Below are 15,407 nucleotides of genomic sequence, written 5' to 3'. Positions count from 1 at the left end.
GACGAGCATGAGCACGCCGTCGAGCCTTGTTGAAATCCGCAATCTCTCGGTCGATTTCGAGAGCAACCGCCATTTCACCCGTGCGCTGCACGGCATCGACCTGACACTGTCCCGCAGCGAGGTGCTCGGCGTCGTCGGCGAATCCGGCTGCGGCAAGTCGATCACCTGGATGGCGGCACTTGGCCTTCTCGGCCGCAACGCTCGTGTCAGCGGCTCTGTGATATCAGACCGCCAGGAGATCCTGGGGGCCGACGACGCAACGCTCAGCCGCGTGCGAGGCGGGCGGATCGCGATGATCTTCCAGGACCCGTCGAGTTCGCTCAATCCGCTGCACAAGATCGGCTGGCAGTTGACGGAGGCGCTGCGCCTGCATCAGGGCATGCGGGGGGAGACTGCCCGCAAGGAGGCCGAAAGGTTGATCGACCGCGTCGGCATCGCCAATGCCCGCCAGCGGCTCGGCGAATATCCGCATGAGTTTTCCGGCGGCATGAACCAGCGTGTCATGATCGCCATGGCGCTTGCCGGCAATCCTGATCTTCTTGTGGCCGATGAGCCGACGACCGCGCTCGACGCGACCATCCAGGCACAGATTCTTGACCTGCTCGACGACATCAGGCGCGAGCGCGGCATGGCGCTGGTGCTGATCTCGCACGACCTCGGCATGGTGGCGGAAATGACCGAACGTGTCGCGGTCATGTATTGCGGTCGCATCGTTGAGGATAGCCCGACATCGGATCTGTTCGCCAATCCGGCCCATCCCTATACGCGCGGCCTGATCGCCGCCCTGCCGCGCATCGACGGCCCGCGTCAGCGTCTGATGGCCATTCCCGGCACGGTGCCGCCGCCGAGCGCGCTGCCGCCGGGCTGCACCTTCTCGCCGCGCTGTATGCTGGCTGACGAAGAGTGCCTGCACTGCGTGCCGCCCATGCGTACGGCAGGTGCGGATGACAGGCATCTGGCTGCCTGCGTGCATCTCAGCGCCGTATCCTCCTTTGTGCCAAGGACATCAGCGCCCGTTCAGGCAAATGCGGCGGGAGTGGCGTAATGAAGGGCGCTCTCTCCGTTCGCGCGCTGAAGCGCCATTATACGCTCCGCCAGCGCAGCGGCCTGTTCTCGTCGGCAAAGACGCTCAAGGCTGTCGATGGCCTGACCTTCACTGTGGCGCCGGGCGAAATGTTCGGCATCGTCGGCGAAAGCGGCAGCGGCAAGTCGACGACCGCGCGGCTGCTGCTCGGCCATATTCCGCCGACATCGGGAGATGTCTGGTTCGGCGGCGAACCAGTCGGTGCAGTGCCGAACGCCCATTGGCGTGCCATGCGCAAACGCATGCAGATGATCTATCAGGATCCGCTCGGGGCGCTCGATCCGCGCATCACCGTTGCCGGTCAGATCGAAGAGCCGCTGATCATCCATAATCCCGAAATGACGCCGGCCGACCGCAAGCGCCGCGTCGCCGAAGTGATGGCCGCCGTCGGCCTGATCGCCCACCACGGCAGCCGCTACCCGCATGAACTCTCGGGCGGCCAGCGCCAGCGCGTCATCATCGCCCGCGCCCTCTCGATGGAGCCGGAACTGCTGGTCTGCGACGAGCCGGTCTCGGCCCTCGATGTCTCGGTGCAGGCGCAGGTGCTGAACGTCTTCGAGGATATCCGCGCCCGCACCGGCTTTACCGGCGTCTTCATCAGCCATGACTTGAAGGTCATACGCCAGGTCGCGGATCGCGTGGCGGTCATGTATCTCGGCGGCATCGTCGAGATGGGCATACCGGAAGATATCCTGCAGTCTCCCGCCCATCCCTATACGAAGGCGCTGGTGTCTGCCGTGCCGCAGCCGGGAAGACCGGCGCGCAGCCGCATCATCCTGACCGGCGATCCACCCAATCCCGTCAACGTACCCTCCGGCTGTCCTTTCCACACGCGCTGTCCGGAAGTGCGTTCCGCCTGCCGTTCGCTCAAACCCGAACTCATCGCCGAAGGCGGCCGTTCCGTCGCCTGCCATCTCGTCAACAGTCCGTCGCTTGCTGGCGGGGAGGCGGCCTGACATGCTGCAATTCATTCTGATCCGCCTGCTGCGGGCGCTGGTGACGCTCTTCATCATCGTCACCTTTACCTTCATCATTCTGCGTGTTGCCGGCGACCCCGCGACGCGCTTCTTCGATCCGGCGCAAACCCAGCCCGAGGTGATTGCCGCCTTCCGTCGTCAGTGGGGCCTCGATCAGCCGCTCTGGGTGCAGTTCTATAAGTATCTGATCGCCATCATCCAGGGCGATCTCGGAAATTCGATGCGCGAGAACCGATCGGCGATTGAATCAGTTCTGGCGAGGTTGCCGGCGACGCTTCAGATCATGGTGCCGACGCTGTTGATCAAGACCGCGCTCGGCATCACGGCTGGCGTTACTGCGGCGCTGTATCGTAATTCCTTCTTCGACCGCTTCATCATGTCACTCTCAGTCCTCGGCTTCACGGTGCCGACCTTCGTGCTCGGTCTGGTGCTGGCGTTGATCTTTGCCGTGCAATTGCGCTGGCTGCCGTCAGGCGGTTATTCGACCTACGCCCACATGATCCTGCCGATCGCGACGCTGAGCATTGCAGGTGCCGCCATCATTGCCCGCTACACGCGCTCGGCCATGATCGAGGTGATTGGCCGCCCCTTCGTGCGTACCGCAGCCGCCAAGGGCGTGCGGTCCTCTGAGATCATCACACGCCATGTCCTGCCCAATGCCGCCGTGCCGATCGTCACCATCTTCGGCTTCATGATGGGTAATCTTGTCGGCGGCGCCGTCATCGTCGAAAGCGTCTTCTCCTGGCCGGGTATCGGCCGACTGCTCGTCTCCTCGGTTCAGGCACGCGATCTCGCCGTTGTGCAGGTCATCGTGCTCCTGATCGGTCTGATGATGGTGATTTCCAACCTCGTGGTCGATCTGCTCTACGGGCTCATCGATCCGCGCATGCGCAGCCGCGGTCGCGGCGCAACAGCTTGAGGGAGAACGACATGGCTCTCGACCAGCAGATTGCCGCCAGCGGCAGCGTCATCGAGGAAAAGAAGAAGATCACCGCTTTTCTGGAGGCCTGGCCGCCGGCGGTTCTGATCGCGATTTTTTGGCTTGCTCTGGTGGTCCTGATCGCCGTGATCGCGCCGCTGATCGTGCCCTATGATTTCATGGCCGTCGATGTGCGTGCGCGGCTAAAGCCACCTGCCTTCTTCGGCGGCGATTTCACCCATGTCCTCGGAACAGACCAGCTCGGCCGCGATGTGTTTTCGCGCGCGCTGATCTCGATCCGCATCTCGCTGACCGTTGCCATCTGCGCCACGATGCTCTCGACCGTAGTCGGCGTGACGCTCGGCTTTATCGCCGCCTATTTCCGCAGCTGGGTCGATCAGGTCATTCTGACCTTCGTCGATGCGCAGCTCGCCATGCCTTTCATGATCATCTCAATCGCCGTGCTCGCCTTCCTCGGCAATTCGCTGCCGATCTTCATCATGCTGCTCGGCATGTACGGCTGGGAGCAGGTGACCCGCATCGCCCGGGGGCTCGCGATCTCAGCCAATGCCCAGGGCTATGCGGCGGCAGCGCGCGACATCGGCGCGTCACCCTGGCGCATCTATCTGCGCCACATCCTGCCGAATATCTCCGCCATGATCGTCATCGCCATGACGCTCAACATCCCCGCTGTAATCCTGCTGGAATCGAGCCTCTCCTTCCTCGGCATCGGCCTGCAGCCGCCGCAGACGAGTCTCGGCAACATGGTGGGTTACGGTCGCGACTACATCCAGTCCGCCCCCTGGATCATGCTGATGCCGGCAGCCGTCATCGTCGTCACCACGCTCTCGGTATCCGTCGTTGGCGATTGGCTGCGCGACAGGCTGGACCCGACGCTGCGCTAGAGCAATTCCAGCAAAAGTGCGCAGCGGTTTTGCGTCCGGAATTGCGTGAAAACAAAGAGTTCTAGCGCCGACGTCGTTCCAGAAAGGCGACTGCCTGCAAGGTTGCGACGATGACGACGATGCCGATGAGCGTGCGAAGATCGGGCACTTCATCGAAGAAGACATAGCCACTGGCCGTCGCAAAGACGATCGACAGATAACCGAAGGGCGCAAGCAGGCTGGCGCTGGCAATCTGATAGGCGCGCAGGAAGCAGAATTGCCCGAACTGAGCCAGAAAGCCGATGCCGAGCAGGGCGGGCCAGTCTTCGCTGCGTACTGGCTGCCAGACGAAAAGCGCAGGAATGAAAGTGATGACAGTCAGGCCGGCCGTATAGAAGACCATCATCACGGTCGTGTTCTCGTAATGCAGCATCCGCGTCTGGATCGTCGCCAGTGCCCCGAAGATGATGGAGAGCAGCACGGCCACCAGCCCGAAATTCCAGGCGAATGTATTGGGCGCCAGCATGATCAGCACGCCGACAAAGGCGAACACCGCGCCGATCCACCGCCAACGGCTGACCCTCTCGCCGAGCATGACGATGGCCATCAGCATTGAGACGAGCGGCCGGGTGAAGCCGAGCGCATTGACGAGCACGAGCGGCAGCATAGTGAGCGCGACGAAGTTACTGGTCAGCGCAACGGCATTGCAGCTGATGCGCATGATATTGCGCAGCGGATCCCTGGAATTGGCAAGTTGCCGGCGATGCCGCCAGATCATCGGCGCGATGAGTACGAGCCCGATCAGCGCGCGGATGAAGACGAGTTGGATCGCTGGATAGGAAGCGCCCTGCATCTTCACCAGCACCGTCATGCCGGTCACCAGCGTCGTGTCCGAAAGCAGCCAGGCAATGCCGAAACGGCTGTCCCTGGCTGCGGTGGATGCATCCATCCCAATCGACTCAGGCGGGCTGGACGAGATTGGCGATCAGCCGAAACGCGCCTGATGTCAGCTTGTCGAGCTGATGATGCAGCACGAGGCTCGTATGTGTATGCCGCCCCTTGCCGATCTCAGCCGAAATCAATGCACCTTTGAGCGGCTGTTCTTCGGGATCGTGCATGGCAAGCAGCGGCACATAGGCCTCGTCCCAGCGGGCAGCGAAATAGAGGCCGCGCTCCTTGTCCCAGCCATCCCAGTCCGCGGATATGATCCTGTTCGGCCCCTTGAGCAGCGGATGATCAGGCTCCAGCACGGTGACCTCTGCTGTCGGATCGGTGACGCGCCAGCGGACCGAGGGCGAGCCGATATCGATCCGATTCGGCGGTGTGGCATCCGGCTGCCAGCCATCGCTCGGGCGATGATAGAGCGTCAGGAGGTGGCCGCCGTCTTCGACGAAGCGATGCAGGCGGGCCGTCGCAGCAGCGAGATCCTTGCGGATGCCGAAGGCGAAGATGCCGACGACGATGGTCGTGAAGCGCGAGAGATCGCCGGACAGGGCTTGCGCATCGAGTTCGGTGACATCGAGCCCCATGCGGCCAAGCCAGAGCCCGACGCGATCGGCACCGCCGCCGACATAGCCGATCTTGGCTCCTTCGGGCAGTTTGAGGTCGAGCGCCAGAACGCGCAGCAGTTCCGGTTCGCGAAAGCTGGTGCGGCGGATATGCGGATAGGCGATCGGCGAGATGCGCATCGCCGGGTGCCCGTCCACGAGCGGCGTGATGGCGAAGAGGCCGGGAGGTATCGTAGCAGGAGGCGAAAGCGTAAGCGCGCCATCAGCCTCCCTGATAGCCCAGCCGGCCGGCGCGGAAAAGCCGACACGTCCTGCAGACGCAGCCTTGATCGTCAGCTCCGGCCTCTCGCCATCCACGGGAATGATGAAGGCATTGGGCTGAAGGTTCAGCGAGTGTTGCGGCGCGACTGTAAGCGGCTCCTCAAGATCGACGGTCACCGTGACCGAACGGCTTCCGATCTGCGCCCTTACATCGACGAAGGCATTGCCGTTGCCGCCGAGGCTCGACCATCCCGGCTGATATTGCCGCGTGAGCGGTGCATCTGCGGCGACTGTCAGCGCGTACACAATCCGCTTCGGCGAGGTTTCCTTGACGCTCGCCGAAATGCCTGCCGGCAATCTGATGTCGGCGTCGACAACAGCGGTTCCGGCAATACCGCTGAGATGAAGGATCAGCGTGCCGGTTGCTCCAGGCGAAAGCGCGGCGGGTTCGGCAACCGCCCGGACGAAGACCTGTTCGGCTTCGCAAAGTGCGGCATCGATTTCCACGAGCTTGCGCTGCAGACGATGCCCGTGCGTTGCGAGGAAGGCTTCAGGCGCTTCCTCAAGCGCCTTTTCAACTTGATGTGCTGCCTGCAGCAGTGCATCGACGATGGCGGATCGTTCCGGAAAGCGCTCGATTGCCTTGCCGATTGCGCCGTCCGCCCGCATCAGCGCGTCGACGACACTTTGCGGAAGCTCCGTTTCGCGGGCGAGCTCGGCGAGCGTCGAGGGAAGCGAATCGAGGATGGAGGCTTCCGCGACAGAGCCCTGCGCGCTGAGCTTCAGATGCAGTGGCCATTCGGTGTCGCCGATATCGTACCAGCGGCCCATGCCTTGTGAGGCATGGTAATACCGCGACCATTCGCCGATATGGTCGTAGCTGACGCCGCTGACAGGTTCGAGATCGGTGGCTTCAAGCGGCAGCGTCATCGCCGGCGGCGGCACTTCGTCGTCATAGGTATCCCCACCGCCTGACCATGCCGGCAGATAGAATTTCGCGACCTGCCACGGCGTCAGACCCTCGTCGAAATGTTCGGGAAAAGCCAAGGGATCAGCGGCAAGCCCGACAGCCGTTTCCGCCGCCTGCGTCATCGCGCGGTGATGCCCATGCTGACCCGGCACGTCGAGGAAGGTCGGCAGCACGATATCGGGACGTTCCGTGCGGTAGGCGCGCACCAGCCGCTCGACGATACGCTTTTCGCCCCAGCGGTCGAAGGTCCGGTCGCCATTCTTGGAGAAGCCGAAATCATGGATCGGATCATCAGGGCCGTGGCCGAGCCAGCGGACATCGGCGTCGAGTTCGTAGGCGGCCTCTTCCATCTCGCGGCTTCGCATGATGCCGAGCGCGCCGAGCCGTTCCGGTCCGAGCGCATTCTGCCCGCCTTCGCCGCGCGTCGAGCAGGCGACGATGACGCGCATGCCGAGACCGAGGCGCAGATAGGCGAGCAGGCCGTTATGCTCGTCATCGGGATGCGCGCCGGTATTCATCATGGTGACGGTCGAGGTCAGGCGAGACAAAGCCCGGTGCAGCCGCGTGAGCGAAAGGCTCCGCTTCTGTTTCTCAATACGATCTCGATCGGTCAGCATGCTTCCTCCATTGGGGCAGACCGGCGGCGCGCATCTTAAGCTGCGTTATCGGCGGCGGCGGTCGGTGAAATGTCGAGTTTGGGGGTGACGGCTTCGAAGAGCGGCAGCGCCGCTGCGCCGAGTGCGGCCGTCAATTGTCCCGTCTGGCCGCGGATGACGCGCGGCAAGGCGCGCGTGCGCCGGCTGGCGACGGAAACGGGCAGCGTCTGCATGGCTGCGACGATCTCATCGATGACAGCATCGGGGAGCGCACCGCCGAGGATGACAGTCTCCGGATCGAGAACGTTTTCCAGCATTGCCACCATCGGCGAGAGATAGTCAGCGGTCTCCGCGATCCACTCCTTCACCACGGCATTGCCCTCTCGGTGCAGCACTTCGATCGCCGCAAAATCAGCGTTCTCATAGCCCGCCTCGGTGAGCTTCTCCTTCAGCGCATGCAGGGATGCATAACGTTCCAGGCAGCCGCGCTGGCCGCACGGGCAAGGTTTTCCGCGCGGGGCGACGACGACATGGCCGATTTCGCCGGCATTGCCGAAGGCTCCGCGGAAAGGCGCGCCGTCATGGATCAGCCCGAGACCGACGCCGACTCCGAAATAGATCATGCAGAAATTGGAAATAGCGCGGCCCGCACCGAACAGCCGTTCGCCGACGGCCGCTGCATTCGCGTCGTTTTCGACGATGACGGTTTCGCCGCTGGCTTCGCTGAGAACGGCGGCCGGATTGATGCTGCTCCAGCCGGGCAGGGTGGTCGGGCCGACCGAACTCATCCCCTCGRTTTCGAAGGGGCCGGGCATGACGACGCCGATGCCGAGAAGCTTGGAAGGAAAACGCTTACGGACCTTCTTCACCTCGCCGGCAAAGAGCGGAACGATATGCTCCGGGCTCGTATTGTCCACCGGCATGATCGTTTCGGAACGCACCTTGCCGGAGAGGTCGAGCACTGTCGTCACCATATGATCGGCCGCGATTTCCACGCCGATGGTGACTGCACCGTCAGGGTTGACGGCAAACTGGATCGGCGGCTGGCCGCGGCCGGAACGAAGGCGGCCAATCTCCATCAGCAGCTCTTCGCTAACGAGTTCGTCAACGATATTGGCCACCGCCTGCGCGGTCAGATGCGTCAGCTTGGCGATATGCATGCGGCCGAGCGAACCATGCATGCGCACGACATCGAGCACGACACGACGATTGTGGTCGCGGCTGCGCTCAGGGTTCTTGCCCATCGCGATCTGCTGCTTGCCGGATTGCCGTGTCATCTCTCCGCCCTCGTCTCTGCCGATATGGATAGCGCCGATATCATGAAAGGAGCAATAAAATAATTAAACTAAATTATCTTATTGACAAAACCCTCCGCCCGAACCAGCCTGAAAGGGTCGCAGTGCGATGCCGAGGAAGAGGAGCCTCAGTTCCATCTTCCCGAGCCAATCAAATCGGGGCGCTGCTGATTTGCGGGATGCCCTGGGGAACCAGATGAGCGCGAGCGGTTCGAAGGCCGGCTCGGCAATGGAGGGATAATATGCGTCGCGGAATCTTATTGGCCGGGCTTTTTGCCGGCATCAGCATGGTTGCGGTCAACAGCGCCCAGGCCGTCGAAATCGAATATTGGCAGTATGTCTACGATACGCGCGTCAAGGCGATGGACCAGCTGATCGCCAATTTCGAAAAGGCCAATCCCGACATCACCGTCAAGCAGACGACCTTCCCCTATGCCGACTACCAGACGCGCGTCGTCGCCGCCAATCTCGCCGGCAATGGTCCCGACGTGATGCAGCTCTTCTATGGCTGGCTCGACCAGTTCATCGCCGGCGGCCTGCTGCAGCCGCTGCCGACAGATGCTTTCCCACATGACCAAATCGAGAAGGACTTCTTCCCAATCGTATCAGCCATGAAGCGTGGCGATGATTATTACGGCCTGCCGACCGCCGTCCGCTCGCTGGCGCTCTTCTACAACAAGAAGCTCTTCCAGGAAGCCGGCCTCGACCCGAACAAGCCGCCGCAGACGGTCGACGAATTCGTCGCTGCCGCCGAAAAGACCGTAAAGCGCGATGCCGCCGGCAATATTGCCGTCGAAGGCACGACGCTCGACATGGGCGGTCAGGATCACCAGTGGTGGCGTGAAGTGTTGATCCGCCAGTATGGCGGCGAGCCCTACACGGCTGACTATTCCAAGGTCACCTACAACAGCGATGCCGGCATCAAGGCGCTGAAATTCTACACCAGCCTGCAGACGGAAAAGAAGGTCGGCCAGACCGGTTTCATGGATGAGGGCCAGGCGGCCTTCCGCGGCGGCAAGGCGGCCATGACGATCGACGGCACCTTCCGTCTCGGCTCCTTCGGCAGCATCAAGGATTTCGAATGGGGCGTCACCGAGCTTCCCGCTAATGCGGATGGCCTGCGTTCCAACTATGCGAGCTATTTCGCCAACGGCATCGGCGCCAAGGTATCGGGCGAAAAGCTGGAGGCCTCCAAGAAGTTCCTGGCCTATGTGACTTCGCCAGAAGCGATGAAGGTCTGGTTAGGCACCGTCGGCGAACTGCCGGCCCGTCGCGAAGCCGCTCTGACCGATGAAAACCTCAAGAACCCGATCTATGCGCCGTTCCTGAAGGCGCTCGCTTATTCGCACACTTCGCTCTTCGTGGATGAAGCCGGCCAGCGCCAGAACGCTATCGACATGGTCAACCGCGTTCTGCTCGAGGGACAGTCGCCCGAGGATTCCATTGCTCAGGCGGCAACCGCCGAGCAGGAAATCATCGACAATGCCAAGAGCAAATAAGGGACGGCCATGAGCTCCGCACCCGCGAATACGGAAGGGGCGGCTATCAGCCGTCCCGCCGGATCGTTCTGGGATCGGTTGACGATGCGCCAGAAGCGCCTCGTCTGGGTCTGGACATTCCTGGCCCTGCCGATCCTGTTTTACTGCGTGATCCGCTTTTACCCGACGCTGCAGGCCTTCTACCTGTCCTTCACCAATTGGAACCTGATGAAGCCGCCGAAATTCATCGGCGTCGCCAATTATGTGAAGCTCTATAACGACCCGCAATTCTGGAAGGTTTTCCGCAACACCTTCACCTATCTCATCATCGGCACGCCGCTGAGCCTCATCATCTCTTTCGTCGTGGCCTTCTTCCTGGATCGCGTGCGTTTCCTGCATGGGTTGATCCGCGCGCTCTATTTCCTGCCGTTCCTGACGACGGCTGCCGCCATGGCCTGGGTCTGGCGCTGGTTCTATCAGCCGGCCCCGATTGGCGTCATCAACGACGTGCTCGGCATGATCGGCCTGCCGCAGCAGCAGTTCATCCGCTCCGTCGATCAGGCGCTGCCGTCGATCATGGTCACCTCCATCTGGGCCGGCCTCGGCTTCCAGATCATCATCTTCATGGCCGGACTTCGCGCCATCCCGAGCACCTTTTACGAGGCTGCGAAGATCGATGGTCTCGGCGAATGGCCGATCCTCTGGAAGATCACGCTGCCGCTCCTGAAGCCGACGACCGTCTTCCTCGTCGTCTTCTCCTCGATCGGCTTCCTGCGCATCTTCGATCAGGTCTACAACATGACGACCAACGATCCCGGCGGCCCGCTCGGATCGACCAAGCCTCTGGTTCTCATGATCTATCAGACGGCCTTTTCATCCTACAACATGGGCTATGCAGCCGCGCAGACCGTCGTGCTCTTCGCCATCCTGCTCTGCGTTTCCCTGCTGCAGCTCTGGATCCTGAGGGAGCGCAAATGAGTGCCGTAACGATCAATACGGCGGCACCGCTGCCGAAAGCCAATATCCGCCCCGGCGCAATCCTCATCTGGACGCTGCTTTTCATCGGCGGCCTTATCATGGTCTCGCCGCTGCTCTTCATGTTCTCGACCTCGCTGAAGACGGCAGGCCAGGTCTATGACCTGCGCCTCATCCCGGCCGAGCCGACACTGCAGAACTACATCACCGTTCTCTCGGACGGCCGCTTCATGCGCTGGTTCCTGAATTCGACAATCGTTGCCTGCACGGTGACGCTCTCGAATGTCTTCTTCGACAGCCTGGTCGGCTACACGCTCGCCAAGTTCGAATTCCGCGGCCGCTACCTGATCTTCCTGGCGATCCTCTCGACGCTGATGATCCCGACGGAAATGCTGGTCATTCCCTGGTATTTGATGTCGGCGCAACTCGGCTGGCTCGACAGCTACTGGGGCATCATGTTCCCCGGCATGATGACGGCGTTCGGCACCTTCCTGATGAAGCAGTTCTTCGAAACCGTGCCGAACGACTTTCTGGAAGCGGCCCGTATCGACGGCCTGAACGAATTCCAGATCTGGTGGAAAGTGGCGATGCCGCTGGTGACGCCGGCACTTTCTGCGCTGGCGATCTTTACCTTCCTCGGCAACTGGACGGCCTTCTTTTGGCCGCTGATCGTCACCACCAGCCGCGAACTCTACACGCTGCCGGTCGGCCTCTCGAGCTTTGCCGTCGAGCAATCCATCCAATGGGAAATGATCATGACCGGCGCGGCACTTGCGACATTGCCGACGCTGCTCGTCTTCCTGGTGCTGCAGCGCTACATCGTGCGCGGCGTCATGCTGGCCGGTCTGAAGGGATAAAACATGACCGAAACCAACCCCCGTCTTTCCGACAAGAGCGTCTTTCCCGATCCCGTCTATAAGGAAACGGTTTTGAAGCCGCTCTTCGATGGCGCCAAGACGCATCACGTCGACGGCTTTCGCCGCATCGACCGCGCGCATCTGGTGATGCTGGTCGAGACCGGCATTCTGGACCGTGAGCAGGCGGGTAAGATCGCCGGCGCGCTCGAGACGATCGACCATGACATCGATCCGGAAAAGCTCGTCTATACCGGCGAGGTCGAAGACTTCTTCTTCCTCATCGAGAAGGAGCTGAAGGCCCGTATCGGTGTTGATATCGCCGGCCGCCTGCATACGGCGCGCTCACGCAACGACATCGACCACACGCTGTTCAAGCTCGGCCTAAAGGGGCACATCGATGCGCTGATGGTCAAGGCGCGCAAGCTCTTGGACGCGATGATCGCTACCGCCGACTGGGAAAAGGAAACGCTGATCGTTGCCTATACCCACGGCCAGCCGGCCCAGCCGACCACCTTCGGCCATTATCTCTCGGCGGCGATCGAAGTGCTGATCCGCGATATCGAGCGCTTTGCCGAAGCCCGTGAGATCGTCAACCTCAGCCCCATGGGGGCCGCGGCGATCACCACATCGGGCTTCCCGATTGATCGCGCCCGCGTTGCCGAACTGCTGGGCTTCGCCGCGCCGCTGCGCAATTCCTACAGCTGCATCGCAGCCGTCGATTATACGACCTCGACCTATAGCGCGATCGAGCTGATGTTCCTGCATCTCGGCCGCCTGATCCAGGATTTCCAGTTCTGGACGAGCTTCGAGGTCGGCCAGATCTATGTGCCGAATGCGTTGGTGCAGATTTCCTCAATCATGCCGCAGAAGCGCAATCCGGTGCCGATCGAGCATATGCGCCATCTGGCGAGCCAGACCTTTGGTCGCGCCCGCACCGTGCTCGACGTCATGCATAACACGCCCTTCACCGACATGAATGACAGCGAAGGTGAAACGCAGGGCATGGGCTACGAAGCCTTCCATTCGGCCGGACGTGTGCTCGACCTGCTCGCCGCTTTCGTCGCGCAGATCAGCATCGATCCCGAGCGTGTAGCGGACAATATCCGCCGCTCCTGCATCACGATCACGGAACTGGCGGATTCGCTGGTCCGTCTGGAAGGGCTCTCTTTCCGGCAGGCGCATGAGATTGCCGCAACGGTTGCCCGCGCGGTGGTTGCCAAGGGTGGTGGTCTCTCGGATGACGGTTACGAGCCTTTCCTCGCAGCTTTCGAGGAACTGGCCAACCGCAAGCCCGGCATCGACAAGGCGCAGTTTGCCGAAATCGTCTCGCCGGAACATTTCGTTGCCGTCCGCGCCGGCTTCGGCGGTCCCGCGCCGGCGCCGATGGCGGATGCGCTTGCAGCCTACCAGGAAAAGGCTGCCGCATTCGCCAGACAAACGCAGGAGAATGCAGCACGCGAAGCTGCCGCTGCAGAAGAACTTCAAACCAGATTCAAAGCATTGATGGGGGCCGCCTGATGGCAAATATCGAACTGCAGGGGCTCGTCAAACGCTATGGCAAGCTGGGTGTCGTGCATGGCATCGATCTTGCGATCGCCGACGGTGAATTCGTCGTCTTCGTCGGCCCGTCCGGCTGCGGCAAGTCCACCACGCTGCGCATGATCGCCGGTCTCGAAGACATTTCCGGCGGCACGCTGAAGATCGGCGGCGAGGTGGTCAACGAGCGCGAGCCGAAACATCGCAATATCGCTATGGTGTTCCAGAACTACGCCATCTATCCGCATATGAGCGTACGCCAGAATATCGGCTTTGGCCTCTACACCTCGAAGCTTTCGCAGGCGGATAAGGACAAGCGCATCGATGAGACGGCCCAGATCCTCGGCCTGACCGATTATCTCGCCCGCCGCCCGGCAGCACTGTCAGGCGGCCAGCGCCAGCGCGTCGCCATCGGCCGCGCCATGGTGCGCAACCCCTCTGCCTTCCTCTTCGACGAACCGTTGTCAAACCTCGACGCCCAGCTGCGCACCCAGATGCGCATCGAGATCAAACGCCTGCACCAGCGCCTGGGCACGACGATCGTCTACGTCACCCACGATCAGGTAGAAGCCATGACCATGGCCGACCGCATTGTGGTCATGAAGGACGGTCACATCCTGCAGGCGGGAACGCCGATGGATATCTATGAGAACCCCGCCGATGTCTTCACCGCGCGCTTCATCGGCAGTCCGTCGATGAACCTTCTGCCGGGCACGGCTGCGGCCGATGGCTTGCGCATCGGGCCGGGCGGTCCGCATCTGATCGGCGTGCGTCCGCATGATCTGGTTATCAGCGAAGGCACGGGCGTCCTTTCGCTCTCAGGCACGGTGACGGCCGTCGAGCCGCTCGGCGCCGAAACGCTGGTGCATTTCGATGTGGCGGGCACGTCCGTGATTGCAACCGCCCCCGGTAAGGTGATACCGGCCGTCGGCAGCACCGTGAATGCCCATGCAGCCTCCGGTGCTCTCTATGTTTTCGATGCAAAAACGGAAAAGGCCCTCGGGCGCCAATGACATCTGATAATGACATGCGATCCGCGGTGCTCAGCATCGGCCGGATCTATTGCGACCTGATTTTCACAGGACTGGAGACCATGCCCGTGCTCGGGCGTGAGCTCTTTGCCGATGACTTGCGCATTGCAGCAGGCGGCGGCGCTTTCATCATGGCCGCTTATTCTGCCCATATCGGCCGCAAGACGGCACTGCTCTCCCGTCTCGGCACCGATGGGCTTTCGAATGGCCTGATCGCGGAACTGGAAGCGAGCGGCGTCGACCTTCGTTTTCTCGACCGGGTGGCTGCTGCCGGTCCGCAGGTCACCGTCGCGATCAACAATGGCGAGGAGCGGGCCTTTCTGTCCCGTCGCGCCGGCGGCGCGGAGCCGGCTACGCTCAGTGAGGCGCTTGCCTGGAGCGAGGCGCGTCACCTGCACATCGCCGAATTTGCCACCTTGGCGGAAATCCCCGGTCTGATCGCAAAGGCGAGGGAGAACGGTCTCACCGTATCGCTCGATCCGAGCTGGGACGAGACGCTGATCTACCAGCACGATTTCCTCGATCGCTGTGAAGGCGTCGATCTCTTCCTTCCGAATGTCGAGGAAGCCGTTGCCATCACCGGATACTCCGATCCGGACGTAGCGCTGGATAGGCTCTCCGAGCGCTTCCCGGCGGTGGCGTTGAAGGCTGGCGCCGGCGGCGCTTATTTCGCGGCCGGAGATATGCGCCTCCATCAGAATGCCCCCACCGTCAATGTCGTGGATACGACCGGTGCGGGGGACGCCTTCAATGCCGGGCTCATCCATGCCTGGCTTGGCGGCGCGAGCGCCGATATCTGCCTGCGCGAAGGCATTGCCATGGGCAGCCTCGCGGTCCAGGCGGCAGGCGGCGCCGCAATTCTGCCTGCACGCTAGAGCTTGGACGATCCGCGGCCTTTCCAGAGCCGCGGATCACTCTAGATTGACCGAAAGCGGCACCGAAATCGCTGCGCCAGATGCAACCCTGAATTATTCGCGTCGAGCCCGCGGGCGTGTTGCCGAACAGCTTTCGTTGACTGCGCCATCCAGCTGTTTCC

Annotated in this window: 13 protein-coding genes; 10 read left to right on the top strand and 3 right to left on the bottom strand. The window is 62.0% G+C overall.

Annotated features, from left to right (window positions below):
- Window positions 1-7: 7 nt before the first annotated feature.
- From AC1DM5_RS02855 to AC1DM5_RS02840, 4 genes are read left to right on the top strand one after another with little or no spacing between them, the layout of a single operon-like run.
- Entirely contained in the window at window positions 8-1,045 is a 1,038-nt protein-coding gene (locus tag AC1DM5_RS02855; RefSeq protein WP_477822516.1) for an ABC transporter ATP-binding protein, read from the top strand.
- On the top strand, window positions 1,045-2,040 hold the full coding sequence (locus tag AC1DM5_RS02850) for an ABC transporter ATP-binding protein (RefSeq protein ID WP_477822515.1): 996 nt from the start codon (window positions 1,045-1,047) through the stop codon (window positions 2,038-2,040). The genes AC1DM5_RS02855 and AC1DM5_RS02850 overlap by 1 nt, the downstream gene beginning before the upstream one ends.
- Window position 2,041: 1 nt before the next feature.
- On the top strand, window positions 2,042-2,980 hold the full coding sequence (locus tag AC1DM5_RS02845; RefSeq protein WP_477974556.1) for an ABC transporter permease: 939 nt from the start codon (window positions 2,042-2,044) through the stop codon (window positions 2,978-2,980).
- 11 nt (window positions 2,981-2,991) lie between these two features.
- A complete protein-coding gene (locus AC1DM5_RS02840) occupies window positions 2,992-3,885 on the top strand; it encodes an ABC transporter permease (protein ID WP_477822513.1) in 894 nt (297 codons plus the stop codon).
- Between the two features lie 61 nt (window positions 3,886-3,946).
- Here the strand turns inward: AC1DM5_RS02840 and AC1DM5_RS02835 are convergent, their stop codons facing one another.
- From AC1DM5_RS02835 to AC1DM5_RS02825, 3 genes are read right to left on the bottom strand one after another with little or no spacing between them, the layout of a single operon-like run.
- Window positions 3,947-4,813 carry a DMT family transporter gene (locus tag AC1DM5_RS02835; RefSeq protein ID WP_477822512.1) on the bottom strand — a complete coding sequence of 289 codons (867 nt, stop codon included), beginning with the start codon at window positions 4,811-4,813 and terminating at the stop codon, window positions 3,947-3,949.
- 10 nt (window positions 4,814-4,823) lie between these two features.
- Window positions 4,824-7,220, bottom strand: coding sequence for a PIG-L family deacetylase (locus tag AC1DM5_RS02830; protein ID WP_477822511.1), 2,397 nt, complete (start codon window positions 7,218-7,220; stop codon window positions 4,824-4,826).
- Window positions 7,221-7,255: 35 nt separating this feature from the next.
- Window positions 7,256-8,476, bottom strand: coding sequence for an ROK family protein (locus AC1DM5_RS02825; protein WP_477974554.1), 1,221 nt, complete (start codon window positions 8,474-8,476; stop codon window positions 7,256-7,258).
- A gap of 260 nt (window positions 8,477-8,736) precedes the next feature.
- On the opposite strand from AC1DM5_RS02825, the gene AC1DM5_RS02820 reads away from it, so the two are divergent.
- Genes AC1DM5_RS02820 through AC1DM5_RS02795 form a run of 6 tightly spaced genes read left to right on the top strand, consistent with a single transcriptional unit; the run spans window position 8,737 to window position 15,246 of the window.
- Window positions 8,737-9,993 carry an extracellular solute-binding protein gene (locus tag AC1DM5_RS02820; RefSeq protein WP_477822509.1) on the top strand — a complete coding sequence of 419 codons (1,257 nt, stop codon included), beginning with the start codon at window positions 8,737-8,739 and terminating at the stop codon, window positions 9,991-9,993.
- 9 nt (window positions 9,994-10,002) lie between these two features.
- A complete protein-coding gene (locus AC1DM5_RS02815; RefSeq protein ID WP_113183053.1) occupies window positions 10,003-10,950 on the top strand; it encodes a carbohydrate ABC transporter permease in 948 nt (315 codons plus the stop codon).
- A gap of 11 nt (window positions 10,951-10,961) precedes the next feature.
- Entirely contained in the window at window positions 10,962-11,804 is an 843-nt protein-coding gene (locus AC1DM5_RS02810; protein ID WP_477822547.1) for a carbohydrate ABC transporter permease, read from the top strand.
- Between the two features lie 3 nt (window positions 11,805-11,807).
- Window positions 11,808-13,322, top strand: a complete 1,515-nt coding sequence (gene argH / locus AC1DM5_RS02805) for an argininosuccinate lyase (protein WP_477822508.1) — start codon at window positions 11,808-11,810, stop codon at window positions 13,320-13,322.
- Window positions 13,322-14,353: an ABC transporter ATP-binding protein gene (locus AC1DM5_RS02800; RefSeq protein WP_477822507.1), complete on the top strand. Its 1,032-nt coding sequence runs from the start codon at window positions 13,322-13,324 to the stop codon at window positions 14,351-14,353. The genes argH and AC1DM5_RS02800 overlap by 1 nt, the downstream gene beginning before the upstream one ends.
- Window positions 14,350-15,246 (top strand): carbohydrate kinase family protein, encoded by an 897-nt coding sequence (locus AC1DM5_RS02795; protein ID WP_477822506.1) that lies wholly within the window; start codon window positions 14,350-14,352, stop codon window positions 15,244-15,246. Before AC1DM5_RS02800 ends, AC1DM5_RS02795 begins: the two co-directional genes overlap by 4 nt.
- The last annotated feature ends 161 nt before the right edge of the window (window positions 15,247-15,407 follow it).

This window comes from Rhizobium sp. 01T437, from assembly GCF_056398505.1.
Note: the sequence above shows the minus strand (reverse complement) of the source record. Positions and strands in the feature narration are given on the sequence as shown.